Origin of the sequence: Plantactinospora sp. KLBMP9567 (assembly GCF_033446045.1) — a bacterium.
Lineage (GTDB): Bacteria > Actinomycetota > Actinomycetes > Mycobacteriales > Micromonosporaceae > Plantactinospora.
The window spans coordinates 240,745-266,116 of record NZ_JAWQRR010000027.1 but is presented as its reverse complement, the minus strand read 5'-3'; the positions used below and the strand labels follow the sequence as shown (position 1 = coordinate 266,116).

Annotated in this window: 18 protein-coding genes; 9 read left to right on the top strand and 9 right to left on the bottom strand. The window is 70.7% G+C overall.

Annotated features, from left to right (window positions below):
- Positions 1-30 precede the first annotated feature (30 nt).
- Positions 31-2,883 carry an OmpL47-type beta-barrel domain-containing protein gene (locus tag R6Y94_RS23050; protein WP_318397976.1) on the bottom strand — a complete coding sequence of 951 codons (2,853 nt, stop codon included), beginning with the start codon at positions 2,881-2,883 and terminating at the stop codon, positions 31-33.
- 931 nt (positions 2,884-3,814) lie between these two features.
- Positions 3,815-4,501 (bottom strand): alpha/beta hydrolase, encoded by a 687-nt coding sequence (locus R6Y94_RS23045; RefSeq protein WP_318397975.1) that lies wholly within the window; start codon positions 4,499-4,501, stop codon positions 3,815-3,817.
- A gap of 215 nt (positions 4,502-4,716) precedes the next feature.
- Here R6Y94_RS23045 and R6Y94_RS23040 point away from each other — a divergent pair, with 215 nt between their 5' ends.
- Positions 4,717-5,679: a helix-turn-helix transcriptional regulator gene (locus R6Y94_RS23040; protein ID WP_318397974.1), complete on the top strand. Its 963-nt coding sequence runs from the start codon at positions 4,717-4,719 to the stop codon at positions 5,677-5,679.
- A 126-nt stretch (positions 5,680-5,805) separates the two neighbouring features.
- Here the strand turns inward: R6Y94_RS23040 and R6Y94_RS23035 are convergent, their stop codons facing one another.
- The 4 genes from R6Y94_RS23035 to R6Y94_RS23020 all read right to left on the bottom strand — a co-directional run bounded on the left by R6Y94_RS23035 (position 5,806) and on the right by R6Y94_RS23020 (position 12,133).
- The gene (locus R6Y94_RS23035) at positions 5,806-8,253 is read right to left on the bottom strand and encodes a M14 family metallopeptidase (protein WP_318397973.1); all 2,448 of its coding nucleotides are present in this window, start codon (positions 8,251-8,253) and stop codon (positions 5,806-5,808) included.
- A gap of 435 nt (positions 8,254-8,688) precedes the next feature.
- Positions 8,689-10,233: a pectate lyase gene (locus tag R6Y94_RS23030; protein WP_318397972.1), complete on the bottom strand. Its 1,545-nt coding sequence runs from the start codon at positions 10,231-10,233 to the stop codon at positions 8,689-8,691.
- A gap of 331 nt (positions 10,234-10,564) precedes the next feature.
- Entirely contained in the window at positions 10,565-10,894 is a 330-nt protein-coding gene (locus R6Y94_RS23025) for a hypothetical protein (RefSeq protein WP_318397971.1), read from the bottom strand.
- A gap of 330 nt (positions 10,895-11,224) precedes the next feature.
- A complete protein-coding gene (locus tag R6Y94_RS23020) occupies positions 11,225-12,133 on the bottom strand; it encodes an AraC family transcriptional regulator (protein ID WP_318397970.1) in 909 nt (302 codons plus the stop codon).
- A gap of 159 nt (positions 12,134-12,292) precedes the next feature.
- On the opposite strand from R6Y94_RS23020, the gene R6Y94_RS23015 reads away from it, so the two are divergent.
- Positions 12,293-12,598, top strand: a complete 306-nt coding sequence (locus tag R6Y94_RS23015; protein ID WP_318397969.1) for a putative quinol monooxygenase — start codon at positions 12,293-12,295, stop codon at positions 12,596-12,598.
- Between the two features lie 89 nt (positions 12,599-12,687).
- Positions 12,688-13,683, top strand: a complete 996-nt coding sequence (locus R6Y94_RS23010) for an alpha/beta hydrolase (protein ID WP_318397968.1) — start codon at positions 12,688-12,690, stop codon at positions 13,681-13,683.
- A 174-nt stretch (positions 13,684-13,857) separates the two neighbouring features.
- Here the strand turns inward: R6Y94_RS23010 and R6Y94_RS23005 are convergent, their stop codons facing one another.
- Together R6Y94_RS23005 and R6Y94_RS23000 are read right to left on the bottom strand one after the other, a co-directional pair.
- Positions 13,858-14,802, bottom strand: coding sequence for an acyltransferase domain-containing protein (locus R6Y94_RS23005; RefSeq protein ID WP_318397967.1), 945 nt, complete (start codon positions 14,800-14,802; stop codon positions 13,858-13,860).
- Between the two features lie 194 nt (positions 14,803-14,996).
- Positions 14,997-16,301: a M20 metallopeptidase family protein gene (locus tag R6Y94_RS23000; RefSeq protein ID WP_318397966.1), complete on the bottom strand. Its 1,305-nt coding sequence runs from the start codon at positions 16,299-16,301 to the stop codon at positions 14,997-14,999.
- An 847-nt stretch (positions 16,302-17,148) separates the two neighbouring features.
- Here R6Y94_RS23000 and R6Y94_RS22995 point away from each other — a divergent pair.
- The 6 genes from R6Y94_RS22995 to R6Y94_RS22970 all read left to right on the top strand — a co-directional run bounded on the left by R6Y94_RS22995 (position 17,149) and on the right by R6Y94_RS22970 (position 23,215).
- The gene (locus tag R6Y94_RS22995) at positions 17,149-17,520 is read left to right on the top strand and encodes a hypothetical protein (protein WP_318397965.1); all 372 of its coding nucleotides are present in this window, start codon (positions 17,149-17,151) and stop codon (positions 17,518-17,520) included.
- Positions 17,521-17,582: 62 nt separating this feature from the next.
- On the top strand, positions 17,583-18,884 hold the full coding sequence (locus R6Y94_RS22990) for a sugar ABC transporter substrate-binding protein (RefSeq protein WP_318397964.1): 1,302 nt from the start codon (positions 17,583-17,585) through the stop codon (positions 18,882-18,884).
- Between the two features lie 121 nt (positions 18,885-19,005).
- Complete coding sequence (locus R6Y94_RS22985) at positions 19,006-19,923, top strand: sugar ABC transporter permease (protein WP_318397963.1); 918 nt, start codon at positions 19,006-19,008, stop codon at positions 19,921-19,923.
- Between the two features lie 4 nt (positions 19,924-19,927).
- Positions 19,928-20,842: a carbohydrate ABC transporter permease gene (locus R6Y94_RS22980; RefSeq protein WP_318397962.1), complete on the top strand. Its 915-nt coding sequence runs from the start codon at positions 19,928-19,930 to the stop codon at positions 20,840-20,842.
- Entirely contained in the window at positions 20,839-22,767 is a 1,929-nt protein-coding gene (locus R6Y94_RS22975) for a glycoside hydrolase family 127 protein (RefSeq protein WP_318397961.1), read from the top strand. The genes R6Y94_RS22980 and R6Y94_RS22975 overlap by 4 nt, the downstream gene beginning before the upstream one ends.
- A gap of 94 nt (positions 22,768-22,861) precedes the next feature.
- Positions 22,862-23,215: a hypothetical protein gene (locus R6Y94_RS22970; protein WP_318397960.1), complete on the top strand. Its 354-nt coding sequence runs from the start codon at positions 22,862-22,864 to the stop codon at positions 23,213-23,215.
- Here the strand turns inward: R6Y94_RS22970 and R6Y94_RS22965 are convergent.
- Positions 23,170-25,365, bottom strand: coding sequence for a cellulase family glycosylhydrolase (locus R6Y94_RS22965; protein ID WP_412102845.1), 2,196 nt, complete (start codon positions 25,363-25,365; stop codon positions 23,170-23,172). The genes R6Y94_RS22970 and R6Y94_RS22965 overlap by 46 nt on opposite strands.
- Between the last annotated feature and the right edge of the window lie 7 nt (positions 25,366-25,372).

Here is a 25,372-nt window from a genome sequence, read left to right as displayed (position 1 = left end):
GCTAGGCGGGGGAGCGGACGGCGTGCGGCGTCACGGGGTCAGCGGGGCGATCCGGACGTTGCGGAAGGTCACGATGTCGCCGGCGCCGTGGTTCTGCAGGCCGACGTAGCCGGTCGCGTTCTGGCGCCCGGCGCCGCCCGGATCGTCCGCGCGGGGCGGGCTGAAGACGGCCTCGGGAACGTTCACGTACTCGTTGATCAGGGTGCCGTTGCGGAACACCGAGTAGTGCTGGCCGACCACGCGGATCTCGTAGTCGTTCCAACTGCCCTTGGGGGTGACCGCCGCGCCGTCGAGGTCGACCCGGTCGAAGCCGTACACCGACCCGCTCTTGTACTGGTCGCCGTCGGTCCGGTCGAATATCTGGAGTTCGTGGCCGTACTTGATGGCCACCCACTCGGGGCGGGACTCCTGCGGGTGCTGGTGCACCTGCGGGAAGCGGACGAAGACTCCGCTGTTGGCGCGCCCGTCACCCGGGGCGTCGTCCCGCCACTGGAGCTTCAGCGAGAAGTCGCCGTAGCTGCGGACCGGGAACCAGAGCATGCCGAGGCCGTCGACGGCCTTACTGGTGATCGAGCCGTCGGCGTTGCGCCGGAAGCCACCGGCACCGACCTGCTCCCACAGCTTGAACGAGGCGGCGGTGCGGTCGAGCAGCGGCACGTAGCCCTGCTTCGCCTCGGACCTGCCGACGCCGGACTCGCGGGCCGTGCGTACCAGGGCGTTCTGCTCCTTCAGCAGGATCTTGCCCCGGTGGTGCAGGTGTTCGGCGACCGCCCGGACGTGCTCCACGAACTCGGCGTGGCTGGGCCAGGCCCGTTCGTCGTCGATCAGGTCGTTGATCGAGCAGCGGCCCTCGACCACCCGGTTGGGCACGGCGCTGTTCAGCGTGCCGATCCAGACCGTCGGCCGGGTGTCGGTCACCCGGCAGCTCGGCGCAGGCGGTCCGCTCGGCACCACCGTGAAGGTGGCCGACGCGGTCCCCGAGACGTTGCCGGCCCGGTCGGTGGCCCGGTAGCTGACCGTGTGCGCGCCGGGGGTGTTCACCGTCAGCGGGCCGGAGTAGACGACGTAGCCCCGCCCGTCGAGGGCGTACTCGACGCGGTAGACGCCGGAACCGGTGTCGGTGGCGGTGAGCACGATGGTGGCGCTGCCCACGTACGCCCAACTGCCGTCCTGCTGGCCGATGATCGCGGCGTTCACGCTGGGGGCGGTGTTGTCGGGGTCGGGCGGGGCGACCACGCTGAACGAGACCGACCCGGGCGTGGAGGTGTTGCCGGCGACGTCGGTGGCCCGGTACGAGACGGTGTGCTGGCCGGGCTGGTTGACCGTCACCGGAGCGGTGTACTCCGCGTACGGCTGCCCGTCGAGGGAGAACTCGACGAGGTCGACCCCCGACCCGGCGTCGGTGGCGGAAACCGTCACGGTGGCCGCACCGACGTACGCCCCGGTGCCGTCCCGGTTGCCGGCGACGGTGGCGGTCGCGGTCGGCGCGGTGGTGTCACCCGGCCGCTCGACCACCCGGAACGTCACGGACTGCGCCGCGGAGGTGTTGCCCGCCTTGTCGGTGGCCCGGTAGCTGACGGTGTGCTCGCCGGGCGTGTTGACGGTCACCGGAGCGGTGTAGGCCGCGTACGCCTGCCCGTCGACCGCGTATTCGATCCGGTCCACACCGGACTCGGTGTCGGTGGCCGAGATGGTCACCGTGGCGGCCCCGAGGTAGCCGCCGTCCTCGTCGCGGTCGCCGGTGACCCCGCCCGTCACGGTCGGCGGCGTGGTGTCCGGAGTGGACGTGTCGGCGACCTCGAACGCGATGGACTGCGGGGCGGAGGTGTTGCCCGCCCCGTCGGTGGCCCGGTAGCTGAGGGTGTGCTGACCCGGCTGGTGCACCATCACCGGGGCGGTGTAGGTGGCGTAGGCGCCGCCGTCGAGGGAGTACTCGGTGCGTTCGACGCCGGATTCGGTGTCGGTGGCGGTGAGGGTGACGGTGGCCATGCCGATGTAGGCGCCGTCGTCGTTCTGTTCGCCGGTGACGGCGGCGGTGACGGTGGGTGCGGTGGTGTCGGGGTTGGTTGGTGGGGCGACCTGGAAGGCGGTCGACTGTACGGCGGAGGTGTTTCCGGCGACGTCGGTGGCCCGGTAGGTGATCGTGTGCTGTCCGGGGGCGTTCACCGTGACCGGGGCGGAGTACGTGCCGTACGCCCCGCCGTCCAACGCGTACTCGATCCGGCCGACGCCGGATCCGGTGTCGGTGGCGGAGAGGGTCACCGTCGCGGCGCCGACGTACGCGCCGTCCTCGTCCTGCTCACCGGTGACCGCGGCGGTCACCGTCGGCGGGGTGGTGTCCTCGCTCCCGCCGGTGACGACGAGCAGCCCGGCCATCGTGCCGTGCCCCGGTATCGCGCAGAAGTAGCGGTAGGTGCCCGCCGTGAGTACCACGTCGACGGTCCACCGGCCCTGGTTGGCGTCGAACGGGTCGGCCAGGATGTTCACGTCCACGTCGCGGTTGTACTCGGGGTTTCCGGTGTCGAACGTGAGGGTGTGCTGCATCCCGGTGGTGTTGCCGGTCGCGGTGCTGTTCTCGAAGACGAGGGTGGCCGGCCCGGCGACCGCGGTGGTGGGCGCGGAGACGTACGCCTGGGTGCTGTCCCCGGCCGTCCAGGTGAGCACCTGGGCCTGTAGTTGTCCGGCCGACGTGGGGTCGCTGGCCTTGCTCGACTCGGTGTCCACCGGGCGGGCACCGGCGGGAACGGCGACGAGCGCGGAGCCGACGACCAGGGCGGCGATCGCCGCGAGCATCCTCATCGGCCGGTTGGGCAGGCCCGCGCCGAGCCGGGGAAGCAGCCGGGAGCGCCTTGGCGGACCACAGCGCACAGGGAAAGCTGGCATGCCGAACACACCTTTCGCGAGTCTTGGGTGAACGTCGACGACCCGTGGGGGTTTCGTGTGGATCGACGGGTGACATGGCGGTGGACCGCACACCGGCGTGATCCGCGACGGTGGGTCCGGTGCTGCGGCTACCGGCCTGTCGCGGCTGGTGTGTGGACCGACGTGTCTCGATCAGGACGGGGGGACTATGGGCACGGTGGACTATGGGCGAGGTCGGGTCGGCGACGGGGGTGACGCCGACCGCGTTGCCGAGCCGGCGGAGCGCCGACGTCGTTGCGGGTACGGCGCGGGCGGGCCGCGCCGGAGTCTGCGGGCACGGCGGCCTGCAGAGTGGGCTCCCCCGGCCAAGCCGTGGCTCTCAGACGACGAGCTAACCGCGCCGCCGGTTACCTCGTTGAAACATGTTGATATTGTTCGACACTAACTGGCTTGCCGTCGATGTGTCCAGATCTTTCGGCGGGATCATCCGCACTTTTGTCCGTGGTGACAAAAGACTGTGACGGCGAAGAAAGTCGGCCCGACCGGCGCCAGCGAGCAGTGTGCAGGGCTACGCCCGGATTCATCCGTACTTGTTCGCCGGAACACCGTCGAGCCGCTGTGGACGGCAGTTGGTCGCCGGGACCGAGCCCGGTGGTGGGCGGGTCGGCGTCAGGCGGCCGTCGAAGTGGATCGCTTTTCACGGCCGGTCCACGATGGTCTGTCCGCACCCGCGGATTCGTCGGTCGATCACCGCGACGAGGCCCCCGCCCGACGCTCCGTCGACCAGGACGGATCATCAGCACGGGGGCCTCGGGGCACTGTGGCGGTGACCAGGCGAGACGCCGGGGCGTACCCGGTGGGGCCGCCCAGGGCCGTGACCTAGGGGTGTGCGCGGTCGTCCCGCCCAGGGGTGCTGCGGCGGCGGCGACCGGCACGCGTTGCGGGCATGCCGTCAGGATTCGACGGCAGCCGAGGCGAGCAGCCGGGCCAGCTCGGTCGGTGCGCTGACCATCGGCCAGTGGCCCGATGCGATGTCGACCAGCTCCAGGTGCTTGACCCTGGCGAGCTCGGGCACCTCCCCGGCGGCGATCCACTCCCGCGCCTGGGCCGGCGTGAACTCGGGGCACACGAGTACGACCGGGACGTCGAACCGTCGCTCGTCCGCCAGTCGTACCACGCCGTTGGCCACCCCCTCGGGGACGGGGATCGCGGCGGACGCGAAGGCTCGCCGGGCCTCCTCGTCGAGGTCGGCGGCGTCCGGCCCCTCGAACGGCCCCCAGCCGGGAAAGGGCATCACGCCGTCCTTCAGCTCGAAGAACTCGGCGTAGGAGTCCCCGTCGGGAGTGGGGAAGCCGCCGATGAGGACGACCTTGCCCACCTTCTCCGGCCGCGCGTCGGCGGCCAGCCAGGCCAGGGTGCAGGCGGCGGAGTGTCCCACCAGCATGGGGTTTCCGGGCGCCGAGTCGACGGCGGCGAGCACCGCCGCCCGCTGGTCGTCGAGGGTGGCGGAGGCGGATCCGTCACCCTGGCCGGGCAGGGTGAGCGGCACGGGGCGGTGGCCGAGTGCCTCGAGCGCGGGCACGACCTCGTCCCAGGCGGATCCGTCGAGCCAGAGGCCGGCGACGAGCAGTATGTCCATGATTAGTGTCCTTTCTTCGACGGAGTCAGGTCCCGTTCGGCATGGCGCCGGTACTCCCATTCCGCCCAGGACGCTGTGCAGACCTCATTGCCGGGGAAGCTCTCCCGCCCTCCGCTGAGAGGTCCTGCCCGTGGAACCTGGTCGTGGGTATGACGCTAGGCCCAGTTCCGGACGATCTACTGCCGGTTCAGCGTCCGGCACCTAATCTGCTTGGGGTGCCGACCGAACTGAGCCCCACCGCACGGGCCCTGCGTACGCTCGAGATCCTCCAGGCCCGCCCCGGCACGACGGCCGGCGAACTCGCCGGGCGGCTGGGCGTCACCGAGCGGGCCGCGCGGCGGTACGTCGGAATCCTCCGCGAGGCCGGCATCCCCGTCGAGTCGGTCCGGGGTCCCTACGGCGGTTACCGGCTCCGGCGGGGGACGAGGCTGCCTCCGGTCGTCTTCACGGAGGCAGAGGCACTCGGGCTGGTCATGGCGGTGCTCGACGGTCAGCCGACCGCTGCCGACACCGCCGCCGACAATCTCGTCGGTTCGGCCCTGGGCAAGGTCATCCAGGTACTCCCGGAGAACGTCGGCCGGCAGGCGGCCGCGCTGCGCAGGTACGCCTCGGCCGCGCCCGACCGGTATTCGTCCCGGCCGGACCCCACCACCACCAGCGCACTCGTCGCCGCCGTCGCGGCCCGACGCCGGGTGCTGGTCAGCTACCGGACCGAGTCCGGCAACGAATGGGACGCCGAGGTGGATCCGTGGGCGGTGGTGGTCCGCTACGCCCGCTGGTACCTGCTGTGCCACGCGCACCACGCGGACGCGGTCCGCACCTACCGGCTCGACCGGGTCCGGGCCGTCCGGGAGACCGGGCAGACGTTCGAGCCACCCGACGGCCTCGACCCGGTGGCGGCCCTGGAGGAGAACCTGGGAAGCGGGTGGGAGTTCCCCACCCGGGTCGTCTTCGACGCTCCGGTGGCCGAGGTGGCCCCGTGGATCCGGCCCCCGATGGGCCGGCTCGAACCGTCGGGGGACGGGTGCGTGCTCGTGGGCAGCACGGGTAATCCCTCGATGTACGCCCAGGAGTGGTTGCCGACGGTGCCGTTCGCCTTCCGCGTCGAGGGTGGCCCCGAACTCCGGGCCGCGGTCGCCGCCCTCGCGGCGCGGCTCACCGCCGCCAGCAACCCCTGAGGCGCCGACGGGGTGCCGCGGGGTGGCCGTCGCCCGGATGTCCGGGTACCCCGAGCACCCGGCTCCCGGCGCGGCCGCGGCACCCGGAGGTGCCGCGGCCGCTGGGCCGTCGGGGCAACGGCGCGGTCATCGCCGCCTGGGTGGGATGGCGACGCCCTTGCGGTAGTTCTTGCCCCGGCCGTCGGGACGGTAGTTGTTCTCGACGTTGCCGGCCGCGTCCACCGAGAACCAGTTGATCCTGGTCCCGTACCGGACGGTCAGGGTCTCACCGCCCTCGCGGATGCCGGCCGAGCCGTAGAGCGTGGACGAGTACGTCGGCTTGCGGCCGTCCAGCGTGTAGAAGATCGCCGCCGGTTCGCTCACTTCGAACGTGACGTCCACCATCCCGGGCGTGGCGCTGCGGGTCACCGACAGGTCGCTCTCCGGCCGCCTGCGGTCGGTGTCGAAGTCCCGGGCCACCCGCATCAGCTCGACGAGGCCGTTGGCGAACTCCATCGTCTCGTCGTGCGCCTCGGCCCACTCCGGCTGGAACGATGTGCCGACCTCGAAGTTCCAGGCGTAGATGCCGTACTTGTACCAGAGCATGTCGCCGGAGTTCCCCGCCGCCGAGTAGAGCACGTCGGAAATCGGACCGGTACGCGCCGGGGTGACCGCCATGTTCCGGTGCCGCTTGATCGAGGTCAGGATCCGCGACGAGGCGCCCCAGAAGAACGACTCCTCGCCGAGGGTCGGCCGGGGTGCCGAGACCCGGCCCGGCGTCGCGTACGCGCCCGGCGACCACATGAAGTAGTTGCCGGAGGAGTGCAGGTTCATCGAGAACTTGATGTTCGGCCGGGAGGCGAGCCAGTCGAGGTTCCTGTTCTCCGGCTCCGACAGCTCGCTCGGGCCGGCGTAGGTGCCGCTGGTGCAGCTCGGCGACGCCCCCGAGTAACCGTCGAAGAGGCTGTACTCGGTGTAGTTGCGGTTGTTGTCCACGCCCCACGAGTTGCGGCCGAGAGCGTCCGCCGACCCGGTCTGCGGGCAGTGGTTCGTCATGTTCTTGCGCTGCGAGTTGAAGTCGTAGAACGAGTAGTGGCCGCCGTCGGGGTTGATCGACGGAGCGATCCAGATGTCGAGGTTGTCCAGGAGGTCCCTGGTCCGGCGGTCGTGGCCGTAGTTGCGCAGCAGCCGCTCGGCGGTCTCGATCGTGACCAGCGGCGGCACCCATTCGCGCGCGTGCTCCTGGGCGTACGCGAGGACACCCAGCTTGGAGCTGTTGCGGTGCTTGCCGATCCGGATCGCGTACACCGGATGCGGATCACGCGACACGCTGGCCGGGGCGCTCAGGCCGTCGGTCAGCGGTGTCGGCGCGGCCGGCGCGACGGCACCGGCACCGGCGTCGCCCCGGTAGGTGTACGCGGCGACGAGCGATCCGGCGGTGCCGTTCAGTGCCGCGACGACCTCGGCGGCGGTGCTGGTCACCGCGCCGGTGGCGTCGGTGGCCAGGCTGACCCGGATCGCGCTGCCGGTCACGCCGACCGACAGCGGCTGGCCGGCGGTGCCGGGGTCGGCGAACTCGACGGAGACGTCGTTGCCACCCTCGTGCCCCCAGGCCCTGGAGTCGACCGCGACCCGGCTCGCGTTGGCGCTGCCGAGTACCGCCTGCGCCTTACGCCGATAGCCGTTCGTCTTGTACGGCAACTCGACGATCTCGGCCAGCTTCGGGTACTGCGCGGCGAGCTGGTGGATCCGGTCGTAGAGTTCGGTCGGGGTCAGGTAGCTGGCGACGAAGTCCTTCTGGTAGCCGGGCCCCTCCGGGTTCTCCCTCGGGATGGGCAGCCAGTGGTTCACCTTGGCCACCGCCACCCCGCCACTGGGGCTCGTGATCTGGACGTAGTTCGGACGGGCCGGCACCGTCGACGCGCCACGGTGGTAGAGGTACACCCCGGCGTCCACGAAGCGCGAGATGGTCTGGGTGCCGCCGGAGCCCATCGGCGTGCCGGGACCGCTGTCCCGGGCGACGGTGAGGGCGTCGGTGGCGGTCTGCCCCTGGGCCCACTTCGCCTCGACGGAGAGGACCTGATCGGTGCCGGAGGTGTAGTAGTCGGCTCGGATGATCTTGACATCGGAGGTCGCCTGGGTGCCCCGCGCCTGGTTCTCGGTGAGCGCCTCGTTCTCCGCGACGTGGGCGGCGATGGTCGCCTCGCGCTCCGCGATCCGCTGCGCCGAGTCGTCCGGGGTGAAGAGCACGTCTCCCAGCCGGTAGCCGCGGGCCCGCAACGTGGCGACCTCGTTCGGGGTGACGACGGCGTGCACCACGATGCCGCTCGGGGTGCGGCTCACGTGGTGGTCGAGATCGACGCCGGTAGCGACCAGTTTGTCCAGCTCGCTACTGTCGGCGAGCAGAACCTCTACGACACTCGTCTCCTCGCCCGCGAGCCGTCCGAGATCGATGTCCCCGGCGGAAGCGGAACCCGACGAGCCCGGGTCCGGCGTGACCGCCGAGGCCGGGGTGACCAGTAGCACGCCGGCGAGGGCGACCGATGCCGCGAGGAAGACGCGGCGCCGCCACCCGGGGCCAGGAAGATCTGACATGATGTTGCATTCCTTTCTGCGCAGTTCTCCCTCTCGGGATCGGCCGCCGGGACACGGCGAACCGCTGGATGACACGCAGGATGCAAATACCGCCCGACCGGCGGCGATCGTCGCCCACTGCCCAGGCTGGGTAAATCTTCGAGCCGCCATGATCGATCTGTCAATCACCGGGCACAGAGGAATGACCACGCATCGTCACGTGGTGCCGTCGTCGCCCGGACGTGGGGCTGTGACCACGGTGCCTCGACGCGGCCGCCAGGGCGTGGTCCGGCCAGGGCCACCGGTGACGGCGAAACCCACCTGGCTCGGTCCGTTCCCTGGCCGGATCGGGCGGGGGCGGGGCCATCGTGGCTGACGGCCCCGCCCGATGTCCGTGCCGGGTGGGTTCTGATGCCCGGGGCGTCCGGGCAGTGCCGGACCCGGAGTACGGCGCTGCTACCCGGCGTAGGTCTCGAACTCGGCGACGCTCGGCGTGCCGGTCGAACTGGTGATCTCAAAGGTGATCTTGCGAAGCGAGGTCGCGGGGAAGGTGATGACGCCCGCTCCGCTGCCGGAGGTCAGGACGGCACCGGTGTCGTGGTTGACCACTCGCCAGGATCCGATGTTGCCCGCAGAGCCAGACGCCTCACGGATGTTGATCCTGGACACGGTGGTGGGGGAACCCCACTTGATCGAGATGGAGCCGGTCGAGCCGGCCGGTGACCAGTAGGTACTCATGTTGCCGTCCCGCACGTTGCCGTAGCCCGTCCCGTCGGCCTTGCTGGAGCCGTCGGAGCCGGCCCCGATGCTCAGGTTGGTCCCGCTGGGCTGGGTCGGCGTCGGTGTGGGGGGCTTCGGCGTGGGCCTGGTCGGCGTCGGCGTCGGTCCCTGCGGCGAGCAACTGCCGTCCGACACCCGCAGACCCGTGTTGGCGCCCGCCGTCTGGCGGACGACGTCCGGCACGCAGTTGGCACCGTCCAGGCTGAAGGAGTACGGGATGCTGACGGTGGTGTTGGACTGCGGGTTGGGGCCGGCGGGGTTGTTCTCGCTGCCCGGGCCGGACCAGGTGACGTTGTCGAAGATGTTGCCGCTGACCTGCCAGTAGCCGGCCTCGGAGGTGTAGAAGGTGCCCAGGACGTCCTTGGAGTTCCTGAAGTAGTTGTTCTCCACCTTGGCGCGAGCCCCGGCCCGGGAGTTGATGCCGGACTCGTGCAGGCTCACGTAGTGGTTGTTGTAGATGTGCGCTATGCCGCCACGGAGCAGCGGCGTACGGGAGTCGATGTTCTCGTACAGGTTGTGGTGGTACGTGATGAAGCCGTTCGAGCGGTCGCTCTCGCTGGACCCGACGAGGCCGCCACGGCCTGAGTTGCGCAGGATGCTGTAGGACAGCGTGACGTACTGGGTGTCGTCCTTCATGTCGAAGAGGCCGTCGAAGCCCTCCGACTCCCCACCCGACGCCTCCAGGGTGACGTGATCGACCCACACGTTGCGGACGGCGCTCTCCATGCCGATGGCGTCACCGCCGTTGGACGTGGGCGAGCCCGACTTCTTGACGTTCCGGACGGTCACGTTCTGGATGATGATGTTGCTGGAGTCGCGGATGTGGATGCCGAGCTGGTCGAAGACGGCCCCGCCACCGACCCCGATGATCGTGACGTTGCTGATCTCCTTGAGCTCGATCTTGTCGGCGGCGGTGTTGCAGCTGTCGCCCGACACCTTGCTGGTGTTGCCGTGGTTGATGGTCCCCGAGACCTCGATGATGATCGGGGTACTGCTACTGGCCCGGCCGCACAGGGCCGCATGGATCGCGGTGCCCGTGCTGGCCCGCACCGTCTGCCCGCCCGCGCCGCCGGTGGTCCCGCCGTTCTGGGTCGCGTAGCCGGTGGCGCTGCCGGACGCCGCCGACGCCTGGTGCATCGGCAGTGCGACACCGACCGCGACCGTGACGGCCCCGGTGGCCAGCGCCGCCTGGAGTCGCAATGCGACTGTTCGTCGTCTCATCTCCGCCTCACCTTCGTTTGCAACTGCTGGTGTTGCCGGTACCTACCGTGGTCATGTCGCCGGCCCGTCCCGGCTGTCGACCCGTCGCCCGCCGCCCGGGATGGACGGGTGCCCTTCGGTACGCGGATCTGGGCGCGGTTCCGCCGCGGCCCGGACCTTCGCGCCGGCCGGCGCCGGCCGCGAGGTCGCTGGTGCCGGTGGACAGGGCGCCAGCGTCGAAGCGGATGGAAAGCGCTTTCCACAGCGAGGATAGGGAAGTGTCTATCAATAAGGCAAGATCGTGCCCGGATTGCGGGGAAGTTTGCCCGGACACCGGCACGGCGCTGAGGGCCTATCGGTGGGAATTGCCGGTCATCGCAGGGCTTGCCCGGGTCAGCAGGTCGCGGTGTTCGAGTGTGCAGAGTGCGGCGCGCGACTGCCGGGCCAGTGTCCACAGTCCTTCGCCGTTGCGTGCCTCGCGGGTGAAGCCCTGGGTGCGCGCGTACCAGCCGTTGTCGGTGATCGCGAATCGGAGGATCCGCTCGACGAGGTCCGCCCGCGCGGCGCGGGCCAGGCCGTAGCCGTCGAGGAAGCATCGAAACCACTCGGCGCGGGTCGCGGCCGGTGCAGTCGACGAAGGATCGCCCCGACATCGTGCAGCGAGAGTTCCGGATCCGGCCACACCGCCTCGGCGAAGATCGTGCCCTCTGTCCAGCTCAGGATCTCGTTTCCGGCATCGTCGAACCCCGATCCCACGACCCGCGGTGCGGCCTCGAGCCCCTCGGCCTCCAGATGCCGCAGAGACCCGTGAGTCGTCGACGTCCACGGCTGGGCCGGATGAACCACCGTCGATCCGCGGCGCCGGGTGGGATTCGTGGGGTCGGGATCTTTGCTGCGGTCGTAAGGCTGCCCCTGCATCGCTGCACCGTAGGGAGCCGTCGGGCGTGGACCGCACCATTTTCGGCAGGTGGCGACGAACCGCTTCGTGGCGCCCGGCGGTCGGTACGGGCTGTCAGACCAGGGCGGCAGGCGTGGTGCTCGGCGTGGTGTCGCGCAGCCGGGCCGCGTCCTGGCTGGGGGCCGTGCCGAACTGGCGGCGGTACTCGCGGCTGAACTGTGACGCGCTGTCGTAGCCGACCCGGTGGCCCACCCCGGTGACGTCGTTGGGATGGGTGGCGAGCAGGAGCCGGGCCTGCTGGAGCCGGATCTGTTTCTGGAACTGGATCGGGCTCATCGCGGTGACGGCCTGGAAGTTGCGGTAGAAGGCGGATGTGCTCATCCCCGCGAGCTGCGCCACGTCGTCGACCCGGAACGACTGCGTGTAGTGGTCGCGGATCCACCGGACCGCCCGGGCGATGTGGCTGAGGCTGCTGTCGGCGAGGCCGAGCTGGCGGACGACCGCGCCCTGCTCGCCGGTGATGACCCGCCACAGGATCTCCCGCTTGATCAGCGGGGCGAGCACCGTCAGGTCGCGTGGCCGGTCGAGCAGGCGTAGCAGCCGGATCACCGCGTCGAGGAGTTCGTCGGGTGCGGAGCTGACGGCCATGCCGGACGGCGCGCCGCCGCCGGCGGGCGGCAGGTCTCCAGGGGCCGCCTGCAACAGCAGTTCGGCGACGGTGGCCGGGTGCAGGGTCAGGCCGAAGCCCAGCGCGGGCCGTTCGAGGCTGGCCTCGGTGAAGTGGCCGGTGATCGGCAGGTCGACCGAGGCGATGAGGTACTGCCCGGCGCGGTACTCGTAGACGCGCTCACCCAGCGCGATCCGTTTCGCGCCCTGGACGATGAGTGCCAGCACCGTGCCGGACATCGACGGTGACGGCGGATAGGGCCGCTCGACCTTCGAGACCAGGACACCCTCGATCGGGGTGCCTTGATCGGGTCGGGCGTGCCGGGCGATCAGCGCGGCTAGCTCGTCAAGGCTCACGAGCTGATTCAAGCACGATTCGATCCTCGCTGCGACAGTAGGATCAGGCAAGCCTCAAAGAGTATCGTTCTAACATTTCTCCTGATCGCGATGCTTTCATGGGTTAGTCGCTATCCCAGGAGCGTGCGACGGCTCCGCGAATGAGAGGTTTGGCCGCCCATGCGCGTCACACACGGTTTCCACGCCACCATGACCGCCCGGCCCGGGAAGGGCGACGAAGTGGTGGAGCTGCTGCTCGCCGCGCCGTCGCTGTCCCACGAGGACTGCGTCGTCTTCCTGGTCAGCCGCTCGGCCGGCAACCGGGACGTCGTCTCCGTCACCGAGGGCTGGACCAGCGAAGAGGCCCACGGCGAGTTCTTCGCGACCGGGGAGGCACAGGCGCTGGTCGCGAAGCTCCAGCCGCTGCTCGCCGCCGCCTCCGACTACACCGACGAGGTGCCGGTGGGCGGCAAGGCGGCCTTCTGAGCCTGCCGAGTAGCCACGGGGCCGACGGACCATTCCTTGCTCGACCGTCTTCCCGGTCATCTGACCGAATTCACTGGAAGGAACCCACCATGACGCGTACCCGCCCCGACACCGATCCCGAACTGCGCGCGTTGCTCGCCGACATGCCGCCGATGTCCGAGCTCAGTCCCGAGGTGCTCGCGCAACTGCGCCAGTTCCCGACGCCGCCGGTCGAGAGCCTCCTGCAAGGGCATGCGGTCGACCGGCGCGAGGTCACCGTCCCGAGCCCGGACGGTGCGCAGATCCCGCTGTCCATCTTGACTCCCGCCGGCGCCGACCGTGCCGGGCCGGCACCCTGCGTCTACTGGATCCACGGTGGGGGCATGGTCATGGGCGACCGGTTCTCGCAGATCGACATCCCGCTGGACTGGCTCGACCGGTTCGGCGCCGTGGTGGTCTCGGTGGACCACCGGTTGGCGCCGGAGGCCACCGGCACGACCCTGGTCGACGACTGCTACCAGGGCCTGCTCTGGGTCGCCGAGCACGCCGACGAAATGGGCATCGACCCTGCCCGTGTCGTCGTCGCGGGCATCAGCGCCGGAGGTGGCCTCGCCGCCGGGGTCACCCTGATGGCACGCGACCGAGGTACTCCGGCGATCGCCGCCCAGGTGCTGATCTGCCCCATGCTCGACCATCGCAACGACAGCACCTCCAGCCAGCAGTACGCCGGCGTGCCCGGACCCTGGACCCGGGAGATGAACCAGTTCGGATGGCGGTCGGTACTCGGCGACCTCACCGACGGCGACGTGCCCGGTTACGTCTCACCGGCGGTGGCCGACGACCTCTCGGGCCTGCCGACCAGCTACGTCGACGCCGGCACGGCCGAGGTCTTCCGCGACGAGGACGTCGAGTACGCCAGCCGGATCTGGGCGGCCGGCGGCCAGGCGGAACTGCACGTCTGGGCGGGCGGCTTCCACGGATTCGACGCCCTGTTCCCGACGGCGGGGGTCTCGGCCGCCGCGCGCCGGACCCGTACCGAGTGGCTTGCCCGGGTGCTGGGCCGGGCCTCCGACGCACCCGCGCCGACCCAGTACCGGCGCTCGTAGCTGTCGGAACTGGCTATCCACTCCGGGTTACCGCGACCGCCGTCGGCGTCGGCGTCGGCGTGGCCCCCCGTGTTCCTGGCCCTGTCGGTCGCCACCCTGGCGGTCGGGCCCGCCGCTGCCACCACCGACGACACGGCTACCCCTGACGGTGCCGTGGCAGCACCAGGGGTGTGGCTAGATCGGGAGGCGGCCGCGGCGGATCTGCCAGTGGCGGCCGGCCTTCAGGTGGTCGACGATCGTGCGCTGGAGCACGGTGCGGCGCGGCAGCTCATCAAGCGGCGTGGCCAGGGTACGGAACACGAACCGCAGCACCTCGACGTCGGCGTCCAGCCCTTCCAGCTCCTCGTAGGGTTCCAGCTCGAACCTCCGCTGGAACCGAACGATGTTGGAGTCCGCGGGCAGGTACTCCAGTAGCTGCGGGTCGAGTAGCCAGGAGCCGCAGGAGAACGCCGTGTAGCGCTCGTCGGGGAAGTGGCGCGGGAAGAACGCGCGCGCCTCGTCGAGCGACGCCGTGACCGCCTCCGGGGTCATCGGCCCCGACTCGGGGATGTGCAGGTCGATGGCGGTGCCGCCGCGCTGGTGCTGCAGCCGGCCCAGCTCGTAGATGCCGCCGCGCGCGTGCAGCGTCAGCCAGCTCTGCATGACCGGCCAGCCCTCGCGGTGCATCCGTCGGTCGACCGCGAGGTTGCGGCCCAGGTCGGCGAGGGTCGCCCACGACACGGCATCGGCGATGCCGTGGTCGCGGTGGTACCCGGTAACGACGTCGACCAGGGCCAGGTACGCGTACACGTAGAGATGCCGCCAGGCGGGGCCCCGTTCGCGCGGCAGCTCCGGACCGGGCGACAGCCAGCTGTGGCCGCCGAGATCGGCGCGGACCAGGGCGATCGAGCGGTCGAGTAGCCAGCGCAGCTCCGCGGTCCACAGCGGAGAGCCCGGATCGGGCCAGCCAGCCATGATCTCGGCGGCGTCGTCCGGCCGCACCGCGAGCCGGTCGAGGATCGCGGGCGCGTCGGCCTTGGCGGGCAGCGGAGCCGACGGCCGGTCGCCGGCGAGCCGGTGCACGCGGTCGACGTCCTCGACGGGTACCCCGAGCCGGGCGGCGGTGTCGTCCAGATCCACCCGGACGATCCTACCGACGGGGGTGGCCGCCCTCCCGCTGCCGGTTCTCCGCGGTCTCCGAAGACTACGCACCGCTCTGTCAGCGCGACACCACCGTGCACCAGCAGGTGTGGGTCTGGTTCCGATGGCGCCGACGACACCAGTACCGGGCCCGCCTCTGCCGCTACCGACGACATGACGCTGCTGTCGCGGTACTAGGTGCGGGTGCGTCCGGCCAGCCAGCCGGCCATCGCACGGACGCCGTACCCGATGGCCCGCTCGTCCGGGTCGAAGGTGCCGAAGTGCGGAGCGCTGGTCTCGACGCCGGCACCGGGCGCCTGGACGCCGAGGAAGGTGTAGGTGCCGGGAAGCCGGTCGAGAAACAACGCGAAGTCCTCACCGTTGAACGGGACCGGGGCCTGCAGCGTCCGTACCCGGGCGTGGCCGACGCTCTGGCGCAGGTAGCGCCGCAGTGCCAGGCCCTCCTGCTCCGGGCAGAGCATGGCCGGGAACGGGTCGTTCGGGAAACCCACCGCCCCGCCGTACGACCCCGCGAGCCGGCGGACCTGTTCGCGGATCTCGGGATACCGGTGCTCCGGCCAGCAGCGGTAGGAGATCCGGACCTCGGCCGGGCCCTCGGCGTCGGGCACCTCTGCCCGGATGAAGACGAATTCGGCCAACGGCCCGTCCGGGGTGAGGATGTCCGCCACGAGCCGTTCGATGTCCGCCGGCGTGGCGGGCGGAGTGACGGTGCCGAGGACGTTGATCTCGGCAGCGAGCCGCTGCGCCCGGGCCGTCGCGTCCGGACCCGTCAACGTCACAGTGCCGCGATCCTGACCGGGGAGCCCGCACCCGGGAGTGACGACGAACTGGCCGACCGGGAAGGGACCGCAGTGCAGGGCATGGATCTCCGCCGGCCGGACCCGGGCGAACACGTCGTCGTCGAGCATCGCGGCGGCACCGGCGAGCGCCTCCTCGGCGGGTTGGAAGACGAACACCACCGAGCCGGTGAGTCGGTTGCGCAGCATTGCCAGAACCTCCGCGACGCCCACACCCACCGTGGTGTGCACGTCGTGTCCACACAGGTGGGCCGGCAGCGGGCCGCCGCCGAACTGATCACCCGGCGGTACCGCGTCCATGTCCGCCCGGTAGGCGACCGTCCGGCCGGGACGGGCACCGGTGAGGACGGCCACGACTCCGTGCCCGCCGACACCGGTCCTGACGTCGAGGCCGGCCGCGCGAAGCCGCCGTGCCACCACGGCAGCGGTCCGCCGCTCCGTACCCGCCGTTTCGGGGTGCCGGTGGATGTCACGGCGCAGCTCGACGAGATCGCGGTCCAGTCGGGACGCCACGGCGTCCACCGACTTCCGGTCCACCGGCCGACGTGTCGAACCGTCGCGGCGGGGTCCCGGGCCGTCGGCCCACGCGGCCGGTGGTGACGCCAGCCCGCCACCCAGCAGAGCGGCGGCGCCACCGAGCACCGCGCGTCGACTGACGCGGAGCTTCTCCGAGTTCGACATGGTCCCTCCCAGAAGAGCGCGACTGCCACCCGGGCAGAAGTCGGTCGACAAAGTCTGTGCCGCGCGACCGTCCGCACGCACTGAAGCTGGCCTCTCCTTTTGACCGAGGGTTACCCCTACCGCGCACCTCGGAGGCGTGTCGAGCCCTTCCGCCCCGCCGGCCACGATGTTGATCTTTTCGGTCGCGGTTTCGTGGCGGCGTCACCGGTCCCTGCTGGGCCGCCCGGTGGCGCGACCGTTCCGGGTACTCCCCGGTGCGGGGGAGGAGCCGAGAGTGGATCCTGCCGGCCGCAGCGGTGCTGAAACCCGGCCGAAAGGCTTTCGGGCCGTGCTGAGTAAGGGGCGGTGTCCGGGGCGCCTCCGCTGGCAGTTCCTCGCCGCGAACCGTGGATGCCGTCGACCGGCTGATCGTCGTGGGCTCCCGCACCGACCCCTGGCCGCCGCTGGCCGACACCGTTCCGTTGCCGGTGGTTACGGCCGGGACGCGGTGCGCGACCCGGGGGCCGGTGTGCTCGGGGCGTCGCCCTTCTTCGGGCATCCCGAAAGAGTTTCGGCGGGGGCCGACGGCCGGGCACGGCGCTGTCGATCCTGGCCGGTGATCCGTAGCCAGGCCCGAAATCCACTGTTGACACGACCGTAACCTGGCCACCAGAATCCTCCGAAAAGGTTTTCGGTACGAGAGGGGCCGGTGACCGTGACGACGACTCGGCGCCCCGGTGCGCCCCGGCGAGTACCGCGTTCGGTTGGCCCGCGGCTGCCCCTGGCCGCCAGCGACCTTGACCGGCCCGATCCGCGCCACCGGAGCGGATCCGGCCGGGTCGGGTGGAACGGAGTGACGCAGGTGGGCATGGCGAACGAACCGGCGGAGATCTGGTTCCTGACGGGAAGCGAGTCGCTCTACGGCGAAGAGGTGCTCGAACAGGTCGCGACACAGTCCCGCGAGGTGTGCCAGCGGCTCGCCGGCGGGCCGGGGGTGCACCCTCGCCTCGTCTGGAAACCGGTGCTGACCACCGCCGACGCGATCCGCCGGACGTGCCTGGACGCCACCGCCGACGATCGGGTGGTCGGTGTGGTCGCGTGGATGCACACGGCCCTCGCCGACTTTGCCGACATGTCCGGTGTCGAACTGCTCATGATCGACGCTGCGACCGACTACCGGTCGTTCGTCAACCACCTGCGCTGGAACAGCGGCTACCACCGACTGGCGCAGCGGCTGTAGTCACCCCGCTACCGCAACAACAGGGAGAACGGCGCACATCTCACACGAACCCGAGGAGAGTCATGGAAAGAAGATCGGGCGGGCGGACCGTCCTGCGGTCGCTCGCCGGAGTCCTGGCGGCGACGCTGGTCCTCATCGTGGCGGCGTGCGGTGACGACGGTCCGGGCGACCAGGGCGGCGTGGCCGAGGCGGGCCCCACCGGAGTCGACGACGGCAGCGAGTTGACGCTCTGGACCCGGGCCCCGCTGGAGAAGCAGGCGAAACTTCTGGTCGAGGCGTACAACGCCGGCCACCAGAACAAGGTCAAGCTGACCGTCGTCCCCAACGACGACTACGTCGCGAAGGTGGGTGCGGCGGCCGGCTCCGGCGGCCTGCCGGACCTCTTCGCCGCCGACATCGTCTACGTGCCGAACTGGGTCAACCAGGGACTGTTCCAGGATCTCAGCGCCAACATCGACGGCCTCGGCTTCAAGGACTCCATCAACAAGGGCCACCTCTCGGCCGGTACCCGGGACGGCAAGGCCCACGTGCTGCCCTTCGTACTCGACCTGTCGATGCTGTTCTGGAACAAGCAACTCTTCAAGGACGCCGGGCTGGACCCGGAGAAGGCGCCGGCGAGCCTGGCCGAGTACGCCGCGGCCGCGAAGGCCGTCCAGGCCACCGAGAAGGCCGGCGTCTACGGCACGGCGGCCGGGCTGAACTGCGGCGGATGCCTCGTCTTCACCTGGTTCCCGTCCATCTGGGCCGACGGCGGCGAGGTGCTCAGCGAGGACGGCACCGAGGCGAAGCTGGCCGACGAGACCGCACAGAAGGTGTACAGCACCTGGGCCGACCTGTGGAAGTCCGGCGCCGTCCTGCCGGCCTCGTCCGGCGAGACCGGCCCGACCTGGACGGCGGCGTTCACCGAGGGCAAGGTCGGGCTGATGTTCTACCCGGCGACGCTGCTGTCGTCGACGCCGTTCGACGTCGGCGTCGCCGGCATCCCCGGTCCGAACGGCGGTGCCTCGACGTTCGTCGGCGGCGACGGCATCGGCGTCTCGAAGGACTCCAGGAAGGCCGCGCAGGCCTGGAACTTCCTGAGCTGGATGATGTCCGAGGAAGCCCAGGTGGAGGTGCTGGCCAAGAACAAGGACGTGGTGTCCCGCTCCGACCTGGCCAACAACAGGTACGCCGCCCAGGACCCCCGCCTGGTCACCATCAACCAGGTCGCCGGCAAGGGCGACACCCCGGTCGCACTCAACTTCCAGCAGGCGTTCAACGCACCGGGCAGCCCCTGGCTGACCCTCATCCGCAACCAGGTGCTCAACGGCAGCGGCGACCTCCAGAAGGACAACAAGGAAATCACCGCGGTACTCCAGCAATAGACAGGGGCGCCGCAGGCGTATGCCGGCCCAGCCGCCACTGTGCGGACCCGGCATACGCCCGCCGCGCGGCACCGCAACGCGTCGCCGGTCCGGCCCGTCGCCGATCGAACGAGGAGTTGTCATGAACGTCAGCGCACCGGCACGCCCAACCGGCGCGGCGCTGCGGGGCCGGGTCCGCCCCAGCCGGCGGCAGGCCCTACTCGGCTGGATCTACGCCACGCCGACCGCGGCATTCGTCGCGGCGCTGTTCGTGCTGCCGCTGCTGCTCGTGGTCAAGATGTCGGTGTCGCGATGGCCGCTGCTCAGCGGCGACCAGGGTCTCAACGCGCCGGACAACTTTAGCAAGGCGGTCGACCACCGCTTCTTCACCGACTCGGTGGTCTTCACCGTCAAGTACACGGTGATTACGACCGTGCTGCTGCTGACCCTCGGCCTGGGAATGGCCCTGCTGGTGCAGGAGTCCAGCCGGTGGAACAACCTGCTCCGGGCGTCGTTCCTGGTGCCCAGCGCGCTCGGGCTCGCCTCGGCGTCACTGCTGTTCTACGTGCTCTACTCGCCGTACGCGAGCCCGCTGGCGCCGGTGGTGGAGCGCCTCGGCGTCACCTTCCTCGGCTCGCCGAACGCGGCGCTCTTCTCCACGGTGTTCCTCATCGTCTGGCGCTACGCCGGCTTCTACATGGTGCTCATGCTGGTCGGGCTGCAGAGCATCCCGGCGGACGTCTTCGAGGCGGCGCGTTCGGACGGGGCCACCCGCTGGCAGACCTTCCGGAGCGTCACCCTGCCGCTGCTCCGCCCGACGCTGGCGCTGACGACCGTGCTCTGCGTGACCGGCTCCCTGCTCGCCTTCGAGCAGTTCTACATCCTCACCAAGGGCGGCCCGGACAACAGCACCATCACGGTGGTCCAGCTCATCTACATGATCGCGTTCCAGGGACAGAACGACCTCGGCGTCGCGGCGGCGCTCTCGGTCATCGTGCTGGCGGCCCTGGTCCTCATCAACGCGCTGCAACTGCGCGCCTTCCGGTCCGAGGAGAACTGACGCCATGACCGTGGACTCCAGCCCCATTCGGGCCGCCGTCGCCGGGCCGCCCCGACCAGCGGAGAAGGTGCCGACCAGGCCGAGGCCGCGCGGCCTCACCATCGCCGGTGTCGCCTTCCGGACGCCCTACTGGGTCTTCACCGGAGCCGTGGCGGTGATCTTCCTTTTCCCGCTGGTGTGGACCGCCGTCGCCTCGGTCTCCCCGCAGCCGGGCACCAACCAGGTGACCGGATGGGGCTTCGGCAACTACACGACCCTCGCCGACTACCAGGCCGGGATCTGGCGCTACCTCGCCAACTCGGCGTTCGTCTCACTGCTGACTGTCGCCCTCACCCTGCTGATCTCGCTGCTCGGCGGGTACGCCTTCGCGCGGTTCCGCTTCCCCGGCCGGAACGTCCTGTTCCTGCTCACCCTGGCCATCCTGATGGTCCCGTACGCGACCCTGCTCATCCCGCTCTACGTCCTGCTCAACGAGGTCGGGCTACAGAACTCGCTGGTCGGTGTCGCGCTGGTGCTCACCATGTTCCAGTTGCCGTTCTCCACCTTCCTGATGCGGATCTCCTTCGAGGCGGTGCCGCGCGAACTCGACGAGGCGGCGAAGGTCGACGGCTGCTCCTCGTTCAGCGCGCTGTGGCGGGTGCTCGTCCCGGCGGTCAAGCCGGGCCTGATCACCGTGGGACTCTTCGCGTTCCTTGCCGCCTGGAACGACTTCATGGCGCCGCTGATCCTGATCAACGACTCCGAGCGGATGACGCTGCCGCTCGCCGTGGCCAACCTCCGCGGCCAGGTGCAGGGCGTCGTCGACTACGGCGCGACGGAGGCCGGCGTCGTCGTTCTCGCGCTGCCGTGCGTCGTGCTGTTCCTGCTGCTCCAACGACACTACGTGCGCGGCTTCATGTCCGGCGCACTGAAGGGATGACCATGGCATCCAGCGCCTCCACTGCGGCCCCTGTCCTGCCGAGCCGCGGGCGGCTCCGGCCGCTCGGACTGGACGAGGTCCGCATCACCGGCGGCTTCTGGGCCGAGCGTCAATCCGTCAACGCGGCGGCCAGTCTCGAACACATCGCGCACTGGCTCGAGCGGGAGGGCTGGATCCGCAACTTCGACCTGGTGGCCACCGGCGACGACCCGGCCGGGCAGCGGCGGGGGCGCGAGTTCTCCGACTCGGAGGTCTACAAGTTCCTGGAGGCGATGGCCTGGGAGATCGGCCGGACCGGCGACCCGGAGGTGGAGGCGAGGTTCCGGGCCGTCGTGCACCGGGTGGCCCGGGCCCAGGACGCCGACGGCTATCTCAACACCAGGTTCGGCCACGCAGGCCAGCCACCGCGCTGGTCCGACCTGCGATGGGGGCACGAACTCTACTGCGTCGGCCATCTCCTCCAGGCCGCCGTCGCCCGCGCCCGTACCCGGCCGGACGCGGACGACGGGCTGGTGGCGGTCGCCCGGCGGGCCGCCGACAACGTCTGCGAGACCTTCGGGCCGGGCGGCATCGACGGCCTCTGCGGGCACCCGGAGATCGAGCCAGCGCTGGTGGAGTTCGCCCGGGTCACCGGCGACGACCGCTACCTGGACCAGGCGGCGCTCTTCGTCGAACGGCGCGGCCACGGCCGGCTGGGCGACGTGGAGTGGCGCCGGGAGTACTTCCAGGACGAGATTCCGGTACGCCAGGCGACGGTGCTGCGCGGGCACGCGGTACGGGCGAACTACCTCGCGGCCGGGGCCGTCGACGTCGCCACCGAGACGGACGACCCCGGCCTGCTCAAGGCGGTACGCGACCAGTGGCGGACCACGGTGGCGCGGCGCACGTACGTCACCGGTGGGCAGGGCTCCCGGCACCAGGACGAGGCGTTCGGCGAGGACTGGGTGTTGCCGCCCGACCGCGCCTACTCGGAGACCTGCGCCGGGGTCGGTTCGGTGATGCTGGCCTGGCGGCTGCTGCTCGCCTGCGGCGACTCCGGGTACGCCGACCTCATCGAGCGGACGCTCTTCAACGTGGTGTCGACGTCACCGGCGGCCGACGGCAGGAGCTTCTTCTACACCAACACCCTGCACCGCCGGGAGCCCGGCACCGTCCCGGACGCCGAGCGGCCCAGCATCCGGGCCGCCGCCGCGCAGCGGGCGCCCTGGTACGAGGTGTCGTGCTGCCCGACCAACGTGGCACGTACCCTGGCCAGCCTCGCCGCGTACGTCGCCACCACCGACGACGAGGGCCTGCAGATCCACCAGTACCTGCCCGGGACGATCGTGCAGCGCCCGGCGGGCGGACCGGAGCGGCGGATCACCGTCAGCACCGGCTACCCCGCCGACGGGGAGATCCGGGTGCGGATCGACGGCGACGACGACCGTCCCTGGACGCTGTCGCTGCGGGTGCCGGGCTGGGCGGAGCAGGGCGGCACGCTGACCGTGGGCGCGGACACCCGGCCGGTGCGCCCCGGCTACGCCACCGAGCGCCGGGTGTGGCGGGCCGGCGACGAGGCGGTGCTGAGCCTGCCCATGGCGCCCTGGTTCAGCTACCCGGATCCGCGCATCGATGCGGTCCGCGGCTGCGTCGCCGTGCAGCGCGGCCCGCTGGTGTACGCGGTCGAGTCGATGGACCTGCCGGGGGGCGGGAGCGTCGACGAACTCCGGGTCGACCTCAGCCGGCCACCCGTGCTGGCCGGCGGCCGGGTCGTGGTGCACTGCCACCACCTCGCCCCGCCGGACCGGGACTGGCCCTACCACGGGGACCGGGTCGGGCCGGCGGGCGCGACGCAGGGGGAGCCGGTCGAGGTTCCGCTGGTCGCGTACCACGCCTGGGCCAACCGCGGGCCCTCCACCATGCGGGTCTGGATCCCGACGAGCTGACTTTCCCACCTCCACCACCAGGAGGATCGGATGAGCAATAGACGCACCAGGAGGGCGCACCCGATCCCGCCCTGGAGAAGGCGATCGTCTACCGGTGGTGGGGCGAGCGCTACACCAGCCTGGACGCCAACGCCCCGGCCCCGTCTACCAGTACCCGACGACGATCGAGGGGGTGAACCTCTACCAGAACTCGGTGGCACTGACCCAGCCGATGTACCTACAGGACACCAAGCGCCTGCGTACGCCCTACCTGCCGTACGGGCAGATCCTCAACATCGGCGAACTCTCCGGCTCCCCGGCGTTCCTGGACAGCCCCGGTCACAGCTTGCCGCCGGCCGGCCGGGGGTCGGGCGCGAGGGCGGACCGGGGTGCCGGGGCGCGGCCCCGACACCCCGGTGCCGGTCACGACGTGCTGCCGGTGACGTTGCCACCCGACTCGGTGACGTAGTAGGTGACGGTGGTGCCGCTCCAGAAGTGGAAGGTGAGGGTGACCCGCTGCCCGTCGTTGACCTCGGCGAAGAACTCGGGCTTGAGCGTGATGGAGTTGGCGCTGTAGTTCGGGGCGAAGGCGACGTCGAACTCCTTGAACGACGTCCAGTTGTGCGGGCCGGCGTTGCTGCCGTCGGCGTACTTCGCCTCCATCGTGGCGAGTTGGTCGCCCCGGAACTGGCTGGGTACCGCGAACGAGCTGGCCGGTCCGGTCGCGTTCGTGAGCACCGGCGGGTCGTACGTGATGATGCTGATCCGCCACGGCACACCCTGGGAGAACCGCGCCTGGATGTTGGCGTTGACGCCGTACGCCCGGTTGCCGACCAGCCGGGTCACGGCGGCGGCGGTGAGCGTGAGGGTGTTGCCGGAGACGGTGTAGTCGGCGCCGTTGGCGAGGTCGGTGTTGCCCTGGCGCAGGCCGGCGAAGGTGGTGCCGTTCAGGTTGAGCGTCAGGCTCTTGGCGGTGACCGAGCCGGTGCGCGGCACGTACACCTGGTCGCTCGACGCGGTGCCGGAGCGGGTGGTCCAGCTCGACCTGATCTGCGCGAACAGCTCCGGGTCGCTCCACTGGAACGAGGTGCGGCCGAAGTGCTGTCCGTTGTCCCAGAGTTGGGTGGTGATCCTCCGGTTGCGCGCGTAGTGGCCGAGGTACTCGAAGAACTTCAGCTTCTCGCCCTGCTCGACCGTGCCGGTGTGCCGGTCGAAGCCGAGCAGCCCGTACTCGCCGATGATCACCGGGATGTTGCGGGACACGAACGCGTTGTAGACGCGGTCGAAGACCCCGGTCAGGTCCTGCTGCGCGGTGGCGTCGAAGCGGGTCCCGCCGGCGACGTTCACGCTGAACGGCCAGTACCCGTAGAAGTGCACGGTCGCGATCAGGTTGGGGTCGTTCAACGTGTTGAAGGTGCTCACCAACTCGTCCACCCGGGGCTGGTCGGCCGAGGTGTGCAGGGTCGGCAGCACCAGCAGCCGGGTGGCGTTGCCGCCGCCGGACTGCCGGACGATCCGGTGGAACGACGTGTTGAGCTCGTGCAGCAGCGTCGCGTTCTGGGCGTCGCCGGAGCTGCCGGTGAACTGCGGCTCGTTGACGCTCTCGAAGGTGAGCCGGGGTGAGGCGTCCCGGAAGGCGGTGGCGATCTGCGTCCAGAGCGCGTTGTAGCGGTTCAGCACGTTCGTGCGGTCGGTCGGCATCGTGTTGATCCACTGCCACGAGTCGTGGTGAATGTTGATCATCACGTAGAAGCCGTCGGCGAGCGCCCAGTTGACCACCTCGCGTACCCGGTTGAGCCAGGCCGCGTCGATGGTGTAGCTCGGCGCCGCGCCATGGTGGTTGCTCCAGGTGACCGGGATCCGGATGCTGTTGAAGCCCTGCGCCCGGACGTTGTCCAGCAGCGCCTCGGTCACCCGGGGGTTGCCCCAGGCGGTCTCGTCGGCGCCGACCGCGTCGAACGAGTTGCCGAGGTTCCAGCCCGGCTGCATCGCGGCCACCGCCGCCATCGCGTTGCCGGCCGGCGGCGTGGTCGGCGGCCGGGTGGTCGGTGGCGCGCTGGTCGGCGGCCGGGTGGTCGGCTGGCCCGTCGGCCCTCCGACGTCGCCGGTGCAGGCGACGCCGTTGAGCGCGAACGAGGTGGGCGCGGTGTTCGTGCCGGTCCAGGAACCGTTGAAGCCGAACGACACGGTGGCGTTGGTCGCGATCGTGCCGTTGTGGCTGACATTGGTCGCGGTCACCTGGCTGCCCGAGGAGGCGACGTTCGCGTTCCACGCCTGGGTGACCCGCTGGCCGGACGGGAACGTCCAGACCAGGCTCCAGCCGTTGACCGGGTCACCGAGGTTGGTGATGCCGACGTTGGCGGTGAAGCCACCCGACCACTGCGCCGAGGTCGAGTACGCCACCCGGCAGCCGGCGGCCGCCTGGGCGCTGACCGCCACCGTCACCCCCGAGACCAGCAGTACGGCGGCGCTCGCCGCGACCAGGCCGACCCGCCAGCGGGTTCTTGGCACCGTGCTCTGCAGACTCACAATGGGACTCCTTGCCTGGATTCGGCGGCTGGACGGTGCCGGGGGCGCGCCGCAGGCGAGGGCGCCGCGGTGCCCCCGGAGAGCCGACATTAAGTTT

Excerpts from the sequence above, each read along its gene's own strand:
- R6Y94_RS22990 (WP_318397964.1), top strand. The coding sequence starts at position 17,583 with ATGGAAAGAAGATCGGGCGGGCGGACCGTCCTGCGGTCGCTCGCCGGA.
- R6Y94_RS23015 (WP_318397969.1), top strand. The coding sequence starts at position 12,293 with ATGCGCGTCACACACGGTTTCCACGCCACCATGACCGCCCGGCCCGGG.
- R6Y94_RS23000 (WP_318397966.1), bottom strand. The coding sequence starts at position 16,301 with ATGTCGAACTCGGAGAAGCTCCGCGTCAGTCGACGCGCGGTGCTCGGT.
- R6Y94_RS22965 (WP_412102845.1), bottom strand. The coding sequence starts at position 25,365 with ATGTCGGCTCTCCGGGGGCACCGCGGCGCCCTCGCCTGCGGCGCGCCC.
- R6Y94_RS22975 (WP_318397961.1), top strand. The coding sequence starts at position 20,839 with ATGACCATGGCATCCAGCGCCTCCACTGCGGCCCCTGTCCTGCCGAGC.
- R6Y94_RS22995 (WP_318397965.1), top strand. The coding sequence starts at position 17,149 with ATGGCGAACGAACCGGCGGAGATCTGGTTCCTGACGGGAAGCGAGTCG.
- R6Y94_RS23045 (WP_318397975.1), bottom strand. The coding sequence starts at position 4,501 with ATGGACATACTGCTCGTCGCCGGCCTCTGGCTCGACGGATCCGCCTGG.
- R6Y94_RS23010 (WP_318397968.1), top strand. The coding sequence starts at position 12,688 with ATGACGCGTACCCGCCCCGACACCGATCCCGAACTGCGCGCGTTGCTC.
- R6Y94_RS23030 (WP_318397972.1), bottom strand. The coding sequence starts at position 10,233 with ATGAGACGACGAACAGTCGCATTGCGACTCCAGGCGGCGCTGGCCACC.
- R6Y94_RS22980 (WP_318397962.1), top strand. The coding sequence starts at position 19,928 with ATGACCGTGGACTCCAGCCCCATTCGGGCCGCCGTCGCCGGGCCGCCC.
- R6Y94_RS23035 (WP_318397973.1), bottom strand. The coding sequence starts at position 8,253 with ATGTCAGATCTTCCTGGCCCCGGGTGGCGGCGCCGCGTCTTCCTCGCG.
- R6Y94_RS23050 (WP_318397976.1), bottom strand. The coding sequence starts at position 2,883 with ATGCCAGCTTTCCCTGTGCGCTGTGGTCCGCCAAGGCGCTCCCGGCTG.
- R6Y94_RS22985 (WP_318397963.1), top strand. The coding sequence starts at position 19,006 with ATGAACGTCAGCGCACCGGCACGCCCAACCGGCGCGGCGCTGCGGGGC.